Annotated in this window: 16 protein-coding genes; 10 read left to right on the top strand and 6 right to left on the bottom strand. The window is 62.2% G+C overall.

Going from position 1 to position 16,636, the window contains the following annotated elements:
- Positions 1 to 828 precede the first annotated feature (828 nt).
- Entirely contained in the window at positions 829 to 1,608 is a 780-nt protein-coding gene (yaaA, locus tag IEC33019_RS13570; RefSeq protein WP_070092304.1) for a peroxide stress protein YaaA, read from the bottom strand.
- A gap of 136 nt (positions 1,609 to 1,744) precedes the next feature.
- Between yaaA and IEC33019_RS13565 the strand changes: the two genes are divergently transcribed.
- The 6 genes from IEC33019_RS13565 (at position 1,745) to IEC33019_RS13540 (ending at position 6,815) form a co-directional block, all read left to right on the top strand.
- Positions 1,745 to 2,869, top strand: a complete 1,125-nt coding sequence (locus IEC33019_RS13565; protein ID WP_070092396.1) for a polysaccharide deacetylase family protein — start codon at positions 1,745 to 1,747, stop codon at positions 2,867 to 2,869.
- 272 nt (positions 2,870 to 3,141) lie between these two features.
- On the top strand, positions 3,142 to 4,536 hold the full coding sequence (locus tag IEC33019_RS13560) for a PhoH family protein (protein WP_070092305.1): 1,395 nt from the start codon (positions 3,142 to 3,144) through the stop codon (positions 4,534 to 4,536).
- Between the two features lie 150 nt (positions 4,537 to 4,686).
- Positions 4,687 to 5,157, top strand: a complete 471-nt coding sequence (gene moaC / locus IEC33019_RS13555) for a cyclic pyranopterin monophosphate synthase MoaC (protein WP_070092306.1) — start codon at positions 4,687 to 4,689, stop codon at positions 5,155 to 5,157.
- The gene (locus IEC33019_RS13550) at positions 5,157 to 5,402 is read left to right on the top strand and encodes a MoaD/ThiS family protein (RefSeq protein WP_070092307.1); all 246 of its coding nucleotides are present in this window, start codon (positions 5,157 to 5,159) and stop codon (positions 5,400 to 5,402) included. Before moaC ends, IEC33019_RS13550 begins: the two co-directional genes overlap by 1 nt.
- A 2-nt stretch (positions 5,403 to 5,404) precedes the next feature.
- Entirely contained in the window at positions 5,405 to 5,851 is a 447-nt protein-coding gene (gene moaE / locus IEC33019_RS13545; RefSeq protein WP_070092308.1) for a molybdopterin synthase catalytic subunit MoaE, read from the top strand.
- Between the two features lie 187 nt (positions 5,852 to 6,038).
- Positions 6,039 to 6,815 carry an ABC transporter substrate-binding protein gene (locus IEC33019_RS13540; RefSeq protein WP_070092309.1) on the top strand — a complete coding sequence of 259 codons (777 nt, stop codon included), beginning with the start codon at positions 6,039 to 6,041 and terminating at the stop codon, positions 6,813 to 6,815.
- Between the two features lie 61 nt (positions 6,816 to 6,876).
- Here IEC33019_RS13540 and IEC33019_RS13535 read toward each other — a convergent pair whose 3' ends face one another.
- The 5 genes from IEC33019_RS13535 to IEC33019_RS13515 form a co-directional block, all read right to left on the bottom strand.
- Positions 6,877 to 7,503: a helix-turn-helix transcriptional regulator gene (locus IEC33019_RS13535; RefSeq protein ID WP_070092310.1), complete on the bottom strand. Its 627-nt coding sequence runs from the start codon at positions 7,501 to 7,503 to the stop codon at positions 6,877 to 6,879.
- Between the two features lie 74 nt (positions 7,504 to 7,577).
- The gene (locus IEC33019_RS13530; protein WP_070092311.1) at positions 7,578 to 8,708 is read right to left on the bottom strand and encodes an NAD(P)/FAD-dependent oxidoreductase; all 1,131 of its coding nucleotides are present in this window, start codon (positions 8,706 to 8,708) and stop codon (positions 7,578 to 7,580) included.
- A 10-nt stretch (positions 8,709 to 8,718) separates the two neighbouring features.
- On the bottom strand, positions 8,719 to 9,669 hold the full coding sequence (locus IEC33019_RS13525) for an ornithine cyclodeaminase family protein (protein WP_070092312.1): 951 nt from the start codon (positions 9,667 to 9,669) through the stop codon (positions 8,719 to 8,721).
- A 227-nt stretch (positions 9,670 to 9,896) separates the two neighbouring features.
- Positions 9,897 to 11,336: an ATP-dependent RNA helicase RhlB gene (gene rhlB, locus IEC33019_RS13520; RefSeq protein ID WP_070092313.1), complete on the bottom strand. Its 1,440-nt coding sequence runs from the start codon at positions 11,334 to 11,336 to the stop codon at positions 9,897 to 9,899.
- Between the two features lie 100 nt (positions 11,337 to 11,436).
- A complete protein-coding gene (locus IEC33019_RS13515) occupies positions 11,437 to 12,093 on the bottom strand; it encodes an alpha/beta hydrolase (protein WP_070092314.1) in 657 nt (218 codons plus the stop codon).
- A 337-nt stretch (positions 12,094 to 12,430) separates the two neighbouring features.
- Here IEC33019_RS13515 and IEC33019_RS13510 point away from each other — a divergent pair, with 337 nt between their 5' ends.
- The 4 genes from IEC33019_RS13510 to IEC33019_RS13495 all read left to right on the top strand — a co-directional run bounded on the left by IEC33019_RS13510 (position 12,431) and on the right by IEC33019_RS13495 (position 16,586).
- Positions 12,431 to 13,459 (top strand): amino acid ABC transporter substrate-binding protein, encoded by a 1,029-nt coding sequence (locus tag IEC33019_RS13510; protein ID WP_043207439.1) that lies wholly within the window; start codon positions 12,431 to 12,433, stop codon positions 13,457 to 13,459.
- 65 nt (positions 13,460 to 13,524) lie between these two features.
- Positions 13,525 to 14,703 (top strand): amino acid ABC transporter permease, encoded by a 1,179-nt coding sequence (locus tag IEC33019_RS13505; RefSeq protein ID WP_070092397.1) that lies wholly within the window; start codon positions 13,525 to 13,527, stop codon positions 14,701 to 14,703.
- Between the two features lie 10 nt (positions 14,704 to 14,713).
- Entirely contained in the window at positions 14,714 to 15,811 is a 1,098-nt protein-coding gene (locus IEC33019_RS13500) for an amino acid ABC transporter permease (RefSeq protein WP_070092315.1), read from the top strand.
- A gap of 10 nt (positions 15,812 to 15,821) precedes the next feature.
- A complete protein-coding gene (locus IEC33019_RS13495) occupies positions 15,822 to 16,586 on the top strand; it encodes an amino acid ABC transporter ATP-binding protein (RefSeq protein ID WP_043207442.1) in 765 nt (254 codons plus the stop codon).
- Positions 16,587 to 16,636 lie beyond the last annotated feature (50 nt).

The raw sequence follows: 16,636 nt of genomic DNA, 5'->3' as shown, positions 1-16,636 counted from the left end.
CGATTGCACATATCACCGAACGCAGGCATGAATAAATCCAGAGCGCGCAAAGTTGTGCACTCAAAGTTGGCAGTTAAATGGCCAGTATTAAAAGGCGTGCCCTGAAATGCAGCCGTCTTTATTGCAGTGTGCTATTACGCCTACTGCTGTGCTTGCTCTTTCAATTGGAAAAATCCTATGAAATCAACCACTAGGACGATTAGTAGGGGCGCGTCTCTCCTTCGTGGACAGGGCGTTCGGTTGATACCGTTGCGTCTGTCGAAGTTATCGGAGCCGGTAGTGGATACCGGCCGGTTGTCATCTGTAAGTCATCTCTCACGACAGTGGCAAGAAAGTCGTTACGGGTCCTATGAGCGATTGCCGCTAGCAGAAGTTCCGGGGTGGGTTTCGCACGAATGAAAGATTTCTAAATATTTTTTCAGCGGCAAATACTTTCAATCTGATAGCACGCGACAGCTTCACCCCTATATATAAAGGACGAAATCGACCCAGGATGCTTATATGCCAGTATGCGAAAATTTTTTTCAAAATTCGTCAAAAAACTACGAACGGTCTTATGGCGTTTTGCAATAAAGCGAGGCGTGTTGTTTTTTTGGCGTCGGAATCATGGCGAGATGGCCATTTGAAGCCTGCCCTGTTGCAGGGCTGACGGATGCGGTGACATGACCGGGGGAGCAACTGTCTTGCTCAGTGGTGTCTTCTTCGCGGGTAAACCCGCTCCTACAGGGGGCTGTGGTGCTCTCGATAGCACCGCTGTACCCGCGAAGGGGCCGGTGCAAGCAACGCAAGACCGTTGCTCCCACCGGTGACGCGGAGGTCCAGACGACCTTAGTCCTCAGGGTGGTCGCGCAGGAACACCAGGTGGTCCGGCTTGGACTGCTCGGCGCTGTAGTAGTAGCCCTGCACATCGAAGCGCTTGAGCTGTTCGGGGTCGTTGATGCGCTCCTGGATCACGAAGCGGCTCATCATTCCGCGGGCTTTCTTGGCGTAGAAGCTGATGATCTTGTACTGGCCGTTCTTCAGGTCTTTGAAGTCGACATCGATCACCCGTGCCTTCAGGGCGCTGCGCTTGACCGCGCTGAAGTACTCGTTGCTGGCCAGGTTCAGCAATACGTCGTCGCCCTGCTCGGCCAGGGCCAGATTCAGCCATTCGCTGATGCGCGTGCCCCAGAAGGCGTAAAGGTCCTTGCCGCGGGCGTTGGCCAGCTTGGTGCCCATTTCCAGGCGATAGGGCTGCATCAGGTCCAGCGGGCGCAGCAGGCCATACAGGCCCGACAGCATGCGCAGGTGGTCTTGGGCATAGCTGAAGTCATCCTCGCCAAGGCTTTCGGCATCCAGCCCGGTGTACACGTCGCCCTTGAAGGCCAGCAGTGCCTGCTTGGCGTTGGCCGGGGTGAAGTCCGGGGTCCAGCTGCCGAAGCGGGCGGCGTTAAGGCCGGCGAGCTTGTCCGAGAGGTGCATCAGTTCGCTGATTTGCGCCGGTGTGAACTCACGCAACTGCGTGATGAGCGCCTGGGAATCGTCCAGGTACTGGGGCAAGGTGTAGCGCTGGGTCACCGGCGGGGTGTCGTAGTCGAGGGTCTTGGCGGGGGAAATCACCGTCAGCATCGGGTCGGCTCCTGGAATCGTCGAGGCGGATTCTACGGGCTGAGGCCGGCAAGACCAAACTATCGCGACGATAGTCACGGACCATCGCCGAGCGTCACGTTATAGTGCGCGTCATGATGCTGCGGAGAGCTTGATCGTGCGTATTGCCTTCGTCCTGTTGGCCGGCCTGCTGAGCGTGGCTGCCCAGGCCGCCCCCTTGCCCCAGGCCACCCTGAACCGCACCTTGTGGCCTGAACAACTGGACAGCCCGGCGTTGTTCGATGTCGCCTCGCGCGCCGAGATCCTGTCGTTCGCCCAGGTGCTGCAGGAAAGCGAAATGCTCGACGAGCCGGCCCTGACGGCGCGCCTGCAGCTGCGGCAGATCAACTTGGCGGTGGTTCGCGCGGTGCGCGCGCGCATGTGGCAGCGGCTGTGGGAGAACTACCAGCAGGCTCAGCGCAGTTGCGAGCAGGACGCGTCCTTCTGCTATCCGCTGGAGTCCATGGCCGAGCTGCGAACCCTGGCCGCCACCTTCACCCCTAGCGTGGGCGAGTTCTACAGCGGTTGGCTCGAGCCCAGCCGGGCATTCCACACCCGATACCTGGATGAGCAACTGCGCAAGGCGGCGTTGTTCCCCCAGACCAGCAGCGAGGTCGAGCGCCTGTCGGACAGCGAGCGCACGGGCGACGAGCTCAATGACCGGATGTTCCTGCTGACCTTCGTCGGCGGTCCCACGCCCGAGGGCGGTGCCACCGACGAATTGGCCGACTACCTGCGCCGACAGAAGCTCGGCGGCCTGTTCTTCGTGCTTGGCAATCGCTTGCAGCAGCGCGCGTCCAGCTCACCAGTGGTGGCGCTCTATGCGGGGCAATGCGTGGGTATCCAGGGCTGGGAGTACCGCTCCCATGCCCAATGGCAAGACTGGCAGGCGTCATTGCGCCGAGCCCAGGCCAGGGTCCAGTCCGACCTGCCGGCGCAGTACGTGCCGCTGTTTCGTCCACCCTATGGGCAGCGCCGGGCCGATGGCGAAGCGTTCATGGCCAGCCAGAAACTCAAGGTTTCGCTGTGGGACATCGACGCCCAGGACGACAGCGCGCTCAGCGCCGAAGCCTCGGCACACCGGGTGCTGACCTTGATGCTGTTGTGGCGCAAGGGGGTGATCCAGTTCCACGACAACCTGCCCAAGGCACAGCCGGCGGTGGATTGGTTGCTGCGCAACACGGCGCAGAGTGGGATCGGTTGGGAAGATTGCCTGGAGTATGGGCAACATGAAGGGGCTTGATCTTTGACTCTAGTACCGCTCAGGGCTCAAGCCAAGCCCTGAACGTCAATCGGAAAAATAAAGTTCAAAGGAACGTAAAAAGACTTTTTTTGGTCATCACTAATGCGGTATGTAGGAACCAGACAGCCGAATCCTGCAGCACAGGTGGCGTCATCCAGGCCCTCCTTGCCAGGTGCGCTCCCCGCCCGTAACAACGCGGATACGGGGAGAACGGCGGTCACTCTGCGGCGCAGCATTACGCGTCGTGTGGCTTTCACATAAGGTGACCGAGTATGGATGACCAAGGACGCAACTCTTCCTCCACCCAGCCAATCCTGTATGTGCTCGATACCAATGTCCTGATTCACGATCCAAACGCGTTGCTCAACTTCGAGGAGCACCATGTCGCCATTCCGATGACGGTGCTGGAGGAACTCGACAAGCTCAAGACCGGTAAGCACACCATCGCCGCCGAATGCCGCCAGGCCATTCGCCTGATCGACCAGACCCTCGGCGATGCCTCGCCCAGCGATGTCGAGCAGGGCGTACCGATCCAGCGCGGCAAGAGCGGGCCCAAAGGGTTCCTGTCGATCCTGATGAGTCCACGCAACGAGCCGAACCGGCTGCTGCCCGAAACCCTCAACGACAACATCATCATCAACCAGCTCCTGGAGTTGCGTGCCCGCCGTTCCGATCTGGATGTGGTGCTGGTGACCAAGGACATCAACATGCGCCTGAAGGCGCGTGCCTGTGGCATCGCCGCCGAGGACTACAGCACCGACCAACTGGTCGATGACGTTTCCTTGCTGTCCAAGGGTTACCACTCGGTGACCGGTTCGTTCTGGGATCGCGTCAGCAAGGTCGAGACCCGCCAGGAGCGCGGCCGCACCTGGCATCGGGTGCAACTGACCGACAACCTGCCGGCGGTGCACGTCAATGAGTTCATCATCGACGAGCAAGGCTTCGTCGGCTGGATCAAAGGCATCCGCGAAGACGAACTGCTGCTGCTCGACCTGCACCAGGAGCCATTGCTGCACCAGGAAGCCTGGGGGCTCAAACCACGCGACATCCATCAGAGCCTGGCGTTGTTCGCGCTGCTCGACCCGGATATCCACCTGGTCAACCTGACCGGCGCCGCCGGCTCCGGCAAGACCATCCTGGCGCTCGCCGCAGCCATCGAGCAGACCATGGTCAGCAAGCGCTACCGGCGCATCATCGCCACCCGCAGCGTGCAGGGCCTGGACCAGGAGATCGGTTTCCTGCCAGGTACCGAGGCCGAGAAGATGGAGCCTTGGCTGGGCGCCATCACCGACAACCTCGAAGCCCTGCACATGGATGACGAGAGCACCCATGGCAGCGTCGAGTACATCCTCGAGCGGGTACCGTTGCAGTTCAAGTCGCTGAACTACATCCGCGGACGCAGCTTCCAGCAGAGCCTCATCCTGATCGACGAGTGCCAGAACCTCACCCCGCACCAGATGAAAACCATCATCACCCGTGCCGGGGCAGGGTCCAAGGTGGTGTGCCTGGGCAACCTGGCACAGATCGACACCCCTTACCTGTCGGCTACCAGCTCCGGCCTGACCTACCTCACCGAACGCTTCAAGGACTTCCCCCACGGCGTTCATATCACCTTGCAGGGCGTGCCACGTTCGGTGCTGGCCGAGTACGCCGAGTCTCACCTGTAACAGCAGCCTGCCGGGCGGTTCGCCGCCCGGCCTCTGGGGCGTACCCTTCGCGGCTTTACCCGCGAAGGGTTTGGCCTGCCTGCGACACAACCACTGCTCAAAGCTGACCTGCGGGTTTACACTCTTTGTTCCCTTCACAGGAGCAATGCAGTGCTGACTCATCTCGATTCCCAGGGGCGCGCCAACATGGTCGACGTCACCGAAAAGGCCGTGACCGCTCGTGAGGCGGTGGCCGAAGCGCGCGTGCGCATGTTGCCGCAGACGTTGCAGATGATCGTCGACGGCGAGCATCCCAAGGGCGATGTGTTCGCCGTGGCGCGCATCGCCGGGATCCAGGCGGCGAAGAAGACCAGCGACCTGATCCCGCTGTGCCATCCGCTGATGCTCACCAGCGTCAAGGTCGAGCTCAGCGCCGAGGGCACTGACGCGGTGCGCATCGTCGCCCGCTGCAAGCTGGCCGGGCAGACTGGCGTGGAGATGGAGGCGCTGACCGCTGCCAGTGTCGCGGCGCTGACGATCTATGACATGTGCAAGGCCGTGGACAAAGGCATGGTGATCGAGCAGGTACGCCTGTTGGAGAAGGTCGGCGGCAAGAGCGGCCATTACCAGGTGGAGGCGTGATGAAGGTTCAGGTGGTGTATTTCGCCCGTTATCGTGAGTTGCTGGGGCTCGACGGCGAGCCGCTCGAAGGCGCCTTCGCGACCCTCGACGATGTGCGCCAGGCGCTGGTGGCCAAGGGCGGCCAATATGAGCTGCTGGCTGAGCAGAACCTGATGTGCGCACGTAACCAGGATCTGTGCAAGCTGGCCGAGCCGGTGGAGGAGGGCGACGAAGTGGCGTTCTTCCCGCCGGTCACGGGAGGTTGAACATGGGCGTTCGAGTACAGGCGCAGGCCTTCGATCCGGGTGTTGAAGTCAATGCGATGCACGCGGCCAACGTCGGTGTGGGCGCGGTGGTGGGGTTCGTCGGCTATGTGCGGGACTTCAACGATGGCCGTGAAGTGGCGGGGATGTTCCTTGAGCATTATCCGGGCATGACCGAGAAAGCGTTGGCCAAGATCGTGGTCGAGGCCGAGCAGCGCTGGCCACTGCTCAAGGTCGAGGTGCTGCACCGCATCGGCGCGCTGGAGCCGGGCGAGCCGATCGTCTTTGTCGGCGTGGCCAGCGCGCACCGCCAGGCGGCGTTCGACGCCTGCAATTTCATCATGGACTACCTCAAGACCCGGGCGCCGTTCTGGAAGAAAGAGAACACCCAGGATGGGCCGCGTTGGGTCGAAGGCCGGCAAAGCGACCAGGACGCCGCCGGTCGCTGGTAAACCTGCCGGAGGCACGGGCGGGCGGGGTGCGCCTGCCCTTGTCGCACGTTGTGGTTGGTAGTTGAGTTTCTATACAAAAAAGTCCAGTATGGAATCATAAGTACAAAATGATTCCAGGCAACCTTGCGCCTGTCCCCTTTCCTCTGTCTTGCACCACACCTCCAATAACGAGCGAGAGAGATCCCCCATGAGAAAGCTCACCCTGATCAGCGGTCTGGCCCTGGGCCTGTTGACCGGTAGCAACCTGTACGCTGCCGAGAACGTCCTGCGTATCGGTATCGAGGCCGCCTACCCGCCGTTTGCCTCGAAAAACGACAAGGGCGAAATCGTGGGCTTCGATTACGACATCGGCAATGCCCTGTGCGCGCAGATGAAGGTCAAGTGTGTTTGGAACGAGGTCGAGTTCGACGGGCTGATCCCTTCGTTGAAGGTCAGGAAGATCGATGCGGCCTTGTCGTCGATGACCATTACCCAAGAGCGCAAGCAATCGGTGGACTTCACCCACAAGTACTACTTCACCTCATCACGTCTGGTGATGAAGAAGGGGGCGGTGGTCGATGATCAGTACCAGAGCCTCAAGGGCAAGACCATCGGCGTGCAACGTGCCACCACCACCGACCGCTACGCCACCGAAGTGCTTGAGCCCAAGGGCGTGAAGGTCAACCGCTACAGCAACAACGAAGAGATCTACATGGACCTGGCGTCCGGGCGTGTGGATGCCATTTTCGCCGATACCATTCCCCTGGAGGACTTCCTGTCGATGCCTCGTGGCGCCGACTATGCCTTCGTAGGGCCGGAGCTGAAGGATCCCAAGTACGTTGGCGAAGGTGCCGGGATCGCAGTGCGCAAAGGCAACACCGAATTGGTGAGCCAGCTCAATAGCGCCATCGATGCCATTCGTGCCAACGGTGAATACCAGAAGATCCAGGCCAAGTACTTCAAGTCGGATATCTACGGCGACTGAAACAGTACGCAGGGGGCGCTTTGCGCCCCTTTCCGACCGCCCCCAATGACGCCTGAACCGCTCAGGCCTTCAGCTCCTTCAGGTGCTTGTACACTGTCGCCCGTCCCATTCCCAGCACGTTGGCCACATAGTTGGCCGCGCTCTTGCCCTTGAAGGCGCCCTCGGCATGCAGGGCCAGGACCAGCTCGCGCTTGTGATCGCGGGTCAGCAGGTTGAGGCTCAACTGACGTTGGCGCAGCCAGCCGTTGAGGAAGGTGTTGATGCGTTCCTGCCAGTCGTCGCGAAACAGCGCATCGGGTTGGGGAATCAATCGGCTGGGCGAAAGGAACAGGTCCAGCGCCGCCTTGGCGTTCTCGAACAATGAGATGTTCAGGTTGATGCACAGCATCGCCAGGGGAGTGCCTGCGGCATCGCGCAACACGGTGCTCAATGAGCGGATCTTCTGCCCGTCCCAGTTGAGTTTCTCGTAGGGCCCGATGTTGGTCTCATCGGTGCCGTGTTCGAGCATGTCTTCCAAGGCCGCATCGTCGCCGATCTCGCGCTTGGACAGGTTGTTGGCGATGTAGTCGATCTTCTGGGTGCGCAGGTCGTGCAGCACCACTTCGGCATGGGGGAAGAACAGAGTGGCGATGGCATCGGCGATGGCCCGGTAGTTGTCCAGGGCCGGGTCAGGGCGAAGGGATGGCATTGAGGCAGGCTCCAGGCTGTGTCAGCGCCCTTGCGGCTAGGGCGCTGCGAGTGTGCCGCAATCGCGGCGGCGCGTCATCCCGACAGGCGCGCCGGGGACAGCATGGCGGCCGTCAGGCCAAAGCCCTGCAGGTGTTGCGGCAGCGGCTCGCCACGGACCAGGGCGGCGCTGGCCTGGCCCATGGCGGGCGAGGTCTGGATGCCGTAACCGCCCTGGCCCGCGACCCAGAACAACCCAGGTACCTGCGGGTCGAAGCCGGCGACCAAGTCGCCGTCGGCAACGAAACTGCGTAGCCCGGCCCAGGTGCGAGTAGGGCGGCGGATGCGCAGGGTGGTGGCTTCCTCGATCTGGTAGATGCCCAGGGCGATGTCGAGTTCTTCGGGCTGCACATCGTGCGGCTCCACCGGGTCGGCATTGGCGGGGGAGCCAAGGAGCATGCCGGCATCCGGCTTCATGTAGAAGGACTCATCGAGGCTGACCAGCATCGGCCAATGGTGGCAGTCGACGCCTTCGGGCGCGGCAAAGATGAAGGCAGCGCGGCGCTTGGGTTGCAGACCGAGGGGGCGAGCGCCGGCCAGCTCCCCGATGTGGTCCGCCCAGGCGCCCGCGGCATTGATCAGCACGGGCGCACTGAAACTGCCGTGGTTGGTATGCACCTGCCACAGCCCGTGGGCGTCACGCTCCACATGCTGCACCTCGCAATCGCTGCGCACTTCGCCCTGTTGCCGGCGAATGCCGCGCAGGTAACCTTGGTGCAGGGCATCGGTGTCGATGTCGCTGGCGCTCGGGTCGTAGAGGGCACCATGGACTTTGTCCCGACACAGCACCGGCAGACGGGCGCAGGCCTGGTCGGCATCGAGCAGCTCGAATTCGGGCACGCAGGCCTTGGCGCTGAGGTACTGGCGTTGCAGTTCGGCGGGGTCGCCGTTGAAGTCCACGGTCATCTCACCGCGCGGTGTGAGCAATGGGTGTTCGGCGAAACCACTGGGCGGATGATCGAAGAAGGCGCGGCTGGCGAGGGTCAGGGCGCGTACCTGTGGCGTGCCATAGGCGGCAGTGTAGAGCGCCGCCGAACGGCCGGTGGAATGATAGCCGGGCTGGGATTCGCGCTCGAGCACAACCACGCGGCCATGGGCCGCGAGCCAGTAGCCGGTGGAGGCGCCGGCGATACCCGCGCCCACGATGATGTAGTCGGCAGTCTGCATGCTGTTCTCCTCAGGCTTCGCGCAGCAGCTGATACAGGGCATTGGCCAGGGCAATGTCCTCCAGGCCCAGTCCGATGGAACGGAAGAAAGCGTGGCGTTGGTAGGCGGGCGCAGGGGCCTTGCCACTGAGCAGTTGCGGCAGGTCGCCGACGATGGCGTCTGCCTGCCACCCCAGTTGTTCGGCGGCGATGCGCATTTCGCCGGCGCTGCCGGGGGTGGTCACCCGATAATCGCAGTAGACATCCATCTCGCCCAGGCAGGCTGGTGGGATTTCATGGGCGCGCACGGCATTGGTGCTGATCGAGGTGATCAGCGCAGGTTTGCTCAGCGTGCGCGGGTCGATGACTGGCACGGCCGAGGAGGTGCAGAGCATGATCACGTCGGCATCGTCCAGGGCTTGTTCGAGGCTTTTCATCAGTTGCAGGCGGCTGTCGAGGCCGGCCAATTGTTCGCGTTGCCCAGCGCTCTGCTGGCCCAGGCTGGGGGAATACAGGCGAATGTCCTGCCAGTCGCGCAGGTCGCGCACGTAGTGCAGGTGAGCGCGGGCGATCGGGCCGCTGCCGATCACCGTCAGGCGACGGGCATGGCCTGGAGCCAGCGCGTCGATGGCCACGGCAGTGGTGGCGGCGGTGCGTGCGGTGGTCAGTTCGCTGGCGTCGCAGAGCATCAGGGGTTGACCGCTGTCCATGGACATCAGCAGGGTCCAGGCGGTGACCAGGGGGCCTTGGTCGCGGACGATGTAGGGCGAGGTTTTCACCCCATAGACCCGCTCCGTGGCCAATACGCCGCCATAGTTGATGAAGTCGCCCCGGCCAGCCGGAAACTCCACCAGTTGTTGCGGCGGTTGTACTGCTTGGCCGCTGGCCAGGTCACGGAACAAGTTGCGCAGGATATGTGGGACATCCACCTGGGCGAGCAATTGGCGGGTGTGTTGTTGATCGACGACGAGGGGCGCGGTCATGCGAGGCTCCAGATAAACTATTTTTTCCATTATGGACTTTTTGTTTATTTGGACAATATCGCGGGCGTAAAAAGGTTGGGGTACAGCGCAGCACCGGGAAGAGAGGGGGAGGGGGAAGGATTTGCCAAAGAGCAGGCACTGCAGAGTGGCGCAGTGCCTGTGGGAGCAGTCCTGCCGAGGCGCCGGACCGCTTGGGAAGGGGCACAAGGTGCCCCAAGGTACAGGGCTCAGTGATGCTTGCGCGGTATCGACGTCAGCAGCTCGTCCGGTGGCATCTCGCATTTGATCTTGCGCCCCAGCAGCTCTTCGATGGCCGGCAACTGGTAGGCATCGTCCTCGCCGGCGAAGCTGATCGACACGCCGCTGGTGCCGGCGCGGCCAGTACGACCGATGCGGTGCACGTAGTCGTCCGGATCTTCCGGCAGGGTGAAGTTGATCACGTGGCTGATACCGTCGATGTGGATACCACGGCCTGCCACATCGGTGGCCACCAGCACCGCGATGCGGCCTTCGCGGAAGTTCTCCAACGTGCGGATGCGTTTGTGCTGCGGCACGTCGCCCGACAGCTGGGCGGCGTTGATGCCATCGCGCACCAGGCGCTCTTCGATGCGGCGCACTTCATCCTTGCGGTTGGCAAAGACCATCACCCGTTCCCACTTGTTCTGGGTCACCAGGTTGTACAGCAGCTTGTACTTGTCGCTGCTGGCCACCGCATAGACGTGCTGCTCGACCGTTTCGCTGGCCACGTTCTCCGGCTCGATCTCGACGATGGCCGGGTTGGTGGTCCACTGCTTGGCCAGGTTCATCACGTCGTCGGTGAAGGTGGCGGAGAACAGCAGGGTCTGACGCTCGCTCTTGGGCGGGGTCTGGCGAATGATCTGGCGGACCTGGGGGATGAAGCCCATGTCGAGCATGCGGTCGGCTTCGTCGAGCACCAGCACCTCGACCATGTCCAGGTGCACTTCGCCGCGCTGGTGGAAGTCCAGCAGGCGGCCCGGCGTGGCCACCAGGATGTCGCAATGACGCGCTTCCAGGGCCTTGAGCTGCTTGTCGAAGTCCATGCCGCCGACGAACGTCATGACGTTCAGGCCGCTGTACTTGGTCAGCGCCATGGCGTCCTTGGCGATCTGCACCACCAGTTCGCGGGTCGGCGCGATGATCAGCGCACGCGGCTCGCCCATGTAGCGTTCCTTGGGCGGCGGCACCTGCTGCAGCTGGGAAATGATCGAGATCAGGAACGCCGCGGTCTTGCCGGTGCCGGTCTGGGCCCGGCCGATGGCGTCCTTGCCGCGCAGGGTATGACCCAGCACCTGGGCCTGGATCGGCGTGCAATAAGGAAAGCCCAAGTCGTGGATGGCGTGCATCAGCTCGTTGGAGAGCTTGAAGTCATGGAAGCGGGTCTTGCCCTCCTGGGGCTCGACCACGAAGTCTTCCGGCTTCCACAGGCTGGCCTGGGGCTTGGGTTTGCGTTCGCGGCGCGGCTTGTCCTTGGCGGGCTTGTCGTCGCGAGGAGGTGGTGTGGCCTCGGTCGAGTCGACCGGCGAGGCTGGGGGCGCCGGCGGTTCGACCGCGGGCGCAGGTGGGGGCGTCATTACGCCGGCAGCAGGCGCGGTGGCCTGGGGTGCGGCGTCGCCCTTGGCGAAGATTTTCTTGAGTGCCTTGAGCACGATCGTCTCGTCAACTGGTTAAGGAATGTACGCCCGGCAGTGTAATGCAAGAACCGGGCAGGGCGTAGTGCGGTGCCTACAACTACAGCCGATTGCACCGCTAGCGCAGGTGGCGCACCAACCAGTTGTAGATGTCGTTGATTTCCTGGGGCACCACTTCGTGCTCCATCGGGTATTCCTCCCAGGTCACCTCGACGCCCCACTGCTTGAGGTGCTCATAGGCCGTGCGGCCCATGGACGGGATCACCACGGGGTCGTGCACGCCGTGCAGACACAGGGCTGGTGTGCGCTGCTGGCAGGCGCTGAGCTGGTGGCCGTCATTGAAGGTGGGCGCGTAGGTGGACAGCGCCAGCACACCGCCCAGGGCTTCCTGCCACTTTATATAGGCCGTGTGCAAGACCACCGCGCCACCCTGGGAGAAACCGGCCAGGAAAATCCGCGCCAGGTCGATACCCTTGGCCCGCTCGGCCTCGATCAGCGCCACCACCTGGTCAGCGGACGCTTCCAACTGCGCTTCGTCGATGGCGCGGGCAGGGGTCATTGCCTTGATGTCGTACCAGCTGGGCATGGCGTAGCCGCCATTAATCGTTACCGGACGTGTCGGTGCCTGGGGCATAACGAAGCGGGTGCTGAGTAGGTGTTCCTGCAGCGCTTCGGCCACCGGTAGGAAGTCGTAACGGTCGGCTCCCAGGCCGTGCAACCAGATCACACAGGCATCTGCGGTGTTCTGGGGTTCGAGGATCAACGGGTTGGTCATGACGGCTCCGAAAGTGTGCGCACGCGCCTGATCGAGTGCATGAAATAAAGGCGTGCATGGGTAATGCCACAAGAAGATGTCGCAACTCTACAACTTTTCCAGCTTGACGACCCCTTAAACGCTTAAGCCCAGGACTGTGGTACGCCCTTTGCTATGAATCAACCGATGCGAGGGGATGGCCGGCGACGGTAACACCCCTTCGTGCGGATAGAAGGCTGTCAGCAGAACGGCCCATTGCGCCAATTGACCCAATAACAAGCCAACAAGGGTCGGATGCGCCTCATAAGGGTGCGGTGCAATTCCGGCTCGATACAACAAGAGCGATTGGAGGTTGTGAATGAAGATGTTGAAAACCACCCTGGCAGTCCTGACCGCTGCCGCTGCGCTGGGTGCCACCAGCTTCGCCCACGCTGGCGCTACGCTTGATGCGGTAAAGAAGAAGGGCTTCGTCCAGTGTGGCGTGAGTGACGGCCTGCCGGGCTTCTCGGTACCGGACAGCACCGGCAAGATCGTCGGTATCGACGCCGATGTGTGCCGCGCAGTGGCCGCTGCCGTCTTCGGCGACGCGACCAAGGTCAAGTTCAGCCAGCTCAACGCCAAAGAGCGCTTCACGGCACTGCAATCGGGTGAAGTCGACGTCCTGTCGCGCAACACCACCTGGACCAGCTCGCGTGATGCCGGCATGGGCCTGGTGTTCGCCGGGGTCACCTACTACGACGGCGTCGGTTTCCTGGTCAACAAGAAGCTGGGCGTTTCCAGCGCCAAGGAGCTCGATGGCGCGACCATCTGCATCCAGGCCGGTACCACCACCGAGCTGAACGTTTCCGACTTCTTCCGCGCCAATGGCCTGAAGTACACCCCAATCACCTTCGACACCTCCGATGAAAGCGCCAAGTCGCTGGAATCGGGCCGTTGCGACGTACTGACCTCCGACAAATCGCAGTTGTTCGCCCAGCGCTCCAAGCTGGCCGCGCCAAGCGAGTACGTGGTGCTGCCGGAAACCATCTCGAAGGAGCCTCTGGGCCCGGTCGTGCGTAAGGGGGACGAGGAGTGGTTCAGCATCGTCAAGTGGACCCTGTTCGCCATGCTCAACGCCGAAGAGGCAGGCATCACCTCGAAGAATGTCGAGGCCGAGGCCAAGTCCACCAAGAACCCCGACGTCGCCCGCCTGCTCGGTGCCGACGGCGAGTATGGCAAGGACCTGAAGCTGCCCAAGGACTGGGTGGTGCAGATCGTCAAGCAGGTCGGTAACTACGGCGAAGTGTTCGAGAAGAACCTGGGCCAAAGCACTGACCTGAAGATCGATCGTGGCATGAACGCCCTGTGGAACAACGGCGGCATCCAGTACGCGCCTCCAGTGCGCTGATGGTTGCACCTGCGGCGGCACTGCGCCGCCGCAGGTTGTTCGATCCCATCCTTTCGGGGCATTACATGCAAAATCAAATTGGCGCGCAGAAGGGGTTTTCCCTGAGCGATCCACGTGTGCGCGCGTGGCTGTTCCAGATCGTCACGGTAGTCTTCGTGGTGGGGCTGGGCTGGTACCTGTTCCACAATACGCAGACCAACCTGCAACACCGGGGGATCACCTCGGGCTTTGACTTTCTCGAGCGCAGCGCAGGCTTCGGCATCGCCCAGCACCTGATTCCCTACGTGGAGTCGGACAGCTACGCCCGAGTGTTCCTTATCGGTCTGCTCAACACCCTGTTGGTCACCTTCATCGGCATCATCCTGGCCACGCTGCTGGGTTTCATCATCGGCGTGGCGCGGCTGTCGCCTAACTGGATGATCAACAAGCTGGCGACGGTGTATGTGGAGACATTCCGCAATATTCCGCCGTTGCTGCAGATCCTGTTCTGGTACTTCGCGGTGTTCCTCACGCTGCCAGGGCCGCGGGGCAGCATCAACCTGCAGGACACCTTCTTCATCAGCAACCGCGGCGTGAACATGCCCGGTGCTTCCATGGCCGAGGGCTTCTGGCCGTTCGTGGGCGCCGTGGTGCTGGCGGTCATCGCCATCGTGCTGATGGTGCGTCATGCCAACAAGCGCTTCGATGAAACCGGCGAGCCGTTCCACAAGTTCTGGGTGGGCCTGCTGATGTTCATCGGGATTCCGGGCGTGTGCGTGCTGTTGTTCGGCAACCCGCTGAGCTGGGAAATACCGCAGCTCAAGGGCTTCAATTTCGTCGGTGGGTGGGTGCTGATCCCCGAACTGCTGGCCCTGACCTTGGCGCTGACCATCTATACCGCCGCGTTCATCGCCGAGATCGTGCGCTCGGGGATCCGTTCGGTCAGCCATGGCCAGACCGAAGCGGCGCGTTCGCTTGGCCTGCGCGAGGGACCGACCCTGCGCAAGGTGATCATTCCTCAGGCCCTACGGGTGATCGTGCCACCGCTGACCAGCCAGTACCTGAACCTGGCGAAAAACTCGTCTTTGGCTGCCGGTATCGGCTACCCGGAGATGGTCTCGCTGTTCGCCGGTACCGTGCTCAACCAGACCGGTCAGGCCATCGAGGTGATCGCCATCACCATGAGTGTCTATCTCGCCATCAGCATCAGCATTTCGCTGCTGATGAACTGGTACAACAAGCGCATCGCGCTGATCGAGCGGTGAGGATACGCCAGTGACTGCCCATGTTTTCAAACCTGACATGCCGCCACCGGTCAAGACCGTCGGTGCGCTCGCATGGATGCGCGCGAACCTGTTCTCCAGCTGGCTCAACACCCTGCTGACGCTGTTCGCCCTGTACCTGGTGTGGCTGATCGTGCCGCCTCTGGTGCAGTGGGCGTTCATCGATGCCAACTGGGTCGGCACCACCCGCGCCGACTGCACCAAGGAAGGCGCCTGCTGGGTGTTCATCCAGCAACGCTTCGGCCAGTTCATGTATGGCTACTACCCCATGGAACTGCGCTGGCGGGTAGACCTGACCGTCTGGCTCGCCGTGCTGGGCGCCGCACCGCTGTTCATCAAGCGCTTCCCACGCAAGGTGGCTTATGGCCTGGGCTTTCTGGTGCTGTACCCGATCATCGCCTACACCTTGCTGCACGGCGGCTACCTGGGCCTGAGCACGGTACCGACCAGCCAGTGGGGCGGCCTGATGCTGACCTTGGTGATCGCCACCGTCGGCATCGTCGGCGCTTTGCCCCTGGGCATCCTGCTGGCGCTGGGACGGCGTTCCAACCTGCCGGCGGTGAAGGTGGTTTGCGTGACCTTCATCGAATTCTGGCGTGGCGTGCCACTGATCACCGTGTTGTTCATGTCCTCGGTGATGTTGCCGTTGTTCCTACCCGAGGGCATGAGCTTCGACAAACTGCTGCGGGCGATGATCGGGGTGATCCTGTTCCAGTCGGCCTATATCGCCGAGGTGGTCCGGGGCGGCCTGCAGGCCATCCCCAAGGGCCAGTACGAGGCGGCCGCGGCCATGGGCCTGGGCTACTGGCGGTCGATGGGGCTGGTGATCCTGCCCCAGGCGCTCAAGCTGGTGATCCCGGGCATCGTCAACACCTTCATTGCCCTGTTCAAGGACACGAGCCTGGTGATCATCATCGGCCTGTTCGACCTGCTCAACAGCGTCAAGCAGGCTGCGGCCGACCCGACTTGGCTGGGCATGGCCACCGAGGGCTATGTGTTCGCCGCCCTGGTGTTCTGGATTTTCTGTTTCGGTATGTCCCGCTACTCCATGCACTTGGAGCGCAAGCTGGACACTGGCCACAAGCGTTAGGAGTCTCGAAATGAGTGAAGCGATCAAACAGCCTGTCGGCCCCGAAGGCATCATCCAGATGCAGGGTGTGAACAAGTGGTACGGGCAGTTCCACGTACTCAAGGACATCAATCTCAATGTGCGCCAGGGCGAGCGCATCGTGTTGTGCGGCCCGTCCGGCTCGGGCAAGTCCACCACCATCCGCTGCCTCAACCGACTGGAGGAACACCAGCAGGGGCGCATCGTGGTCGATGGCGTGGAGCTGACCAACGACCTCAAGCAGATCGAGGCGATCCGCCGCGAGGTGGGTATGGTGTTCCAGCACTTCAACCTGTTCCCCCACCTGAGCATCTTGGAGAACTGCACTCTGGCGCCGATGTGGGTGCGCAAGATGCCCCGGCGCAAGGCCGAGGAAATCGCCATGCATTACCTGGAGCGGGTGCGCATTCCCGAGCAGGCGCACAAGTACCCAGGGCAGTTGTCCGGTGGTCAGCAGCAGCGGGTGGCGATCGCCCGGGCGCTGTGCATGAAGCCCAAGATCATGCTCTTCGACGAACCGACCTCGGCGCTGGACCCGGAGATGGTCAAGGAAGTGCTCGACACCATGGTGGGGCTCGCCGAAGACGGCATGACCATGCTTTGCGTGACCCACGAGATGGGTTTTGCACGGACCGTGGCGAACCGGGTGATCTTCATGGACAAGGGGGAGATCGTCGAACAGGCCGCGCCGGATGACTTCTTCGACCGGCCGCGCAGTGATCGGACCAAGCTGTTCCTGAGCCAGATCCTGCATTGATGCCATTGGATGGCTAGGCAGCCCTGCCCACAGGTTCTGCGGTGCGCTCA

The organism is Pseudomonas putida, assembly GCF_002741075.1.
GTDB classification, from domain to species: Bacteria; Pseudomonadota; Gammaproteobacteria; order Pseudomonadales; family Pseudomonadaceae; genus Aquipseudomonas; species Aquipseudomonas putida_T.
Note: the sequence above shows the minus strand (reverse complement) of the source record. Positions and strands in the feature narration are given on the sequence as shown.

Bases quoted from the DNA above. Each gene is read 5' to 3' on its own strand.
- yaaA (WP_070092304.1), bottom strand. From the start codon at position 1,608: ATGCTGACGGTGATTTCCCCCGCCAAGACCCTCGACTACGACACCCCG.
- IEC33019_RS13560 (WP_070092305.1), top strand. From the start codon at position 3,142: ATGGATGACCAAGGACGCAACTCTTCCTCCACCCAGCCAATCCTGTAT.
- IEC33019_RS13550 (WP_070092307.1), top strand. From the start codon at position 5,157: ATGAAGGTTCAGGTGGTGTATTTCGCCCGTTATCGTGAGTTGCTGGGG.
- moaE (WP_070092308.1), top strand. From the start codon at position 5,405: ATGGGCGTTCGAGTACAGGCGCAGGCCTTCGATCCGGGTGTTGAAGTC.
- IEC33019_RS13540 (WP_070092309.1), top strand. From the start codon at position 6,039: ATGAGAAAGCTCACCCTGATCAGCGGTCTGGCCCTGGGCCTGTTGACC.
- IEC33019_RS13535 (WP_070092310.1), bottom strand. From the start codon at position 7,503: ATGCCATCCCTTCGCCCTGACCCGGCCCTGGACAACTACCGGGCCATC.
- IEC33019_RS13530 (WP_070092311.1), bottom strand. From the start codon at position 8,708: ATGCAGACTGCCGACTACATCATCGTGGGCGCGGGTATCGCCGGCGCC.
- IEC33019_RS13525 (WP_070092312.1), bottom strand. From the start codon at position 9,669: ATGACCGCGCCCCTCGTCGTCGATCAACAACACACCCGCCAATTGCTC.
- IEC33019_RS13515 (WP_070092314.1), bottom strand. From the start codon at position 12,093: ATGACCAACCCGTTGATCCTCGAACCCCAGAACACCGCAGATGCCTGT.
- IEC33019_RS13510 (WP_043207439.1), top strand. From the start codon at position 12,431: ATGAAGATGTTGAAAACCACCCTGGCAGTCCTGACCGCTGCCGCTGCG.
- IEC33019_RS13505 (WP_070092397.1), top strand. From the start codon at position 13,525: ATGCAAAATCAAATTGGCGCGCAGAAGGGGTTTTCCCTGAGCGATCCA.
- IEC33019_RS13495 (WP_043207442.1), top strand. From the start codon at position 15,822: ATGAGTGAAGCGATCAAACAGCCTGTCGGCCCCGAAGGCATCATCCAG.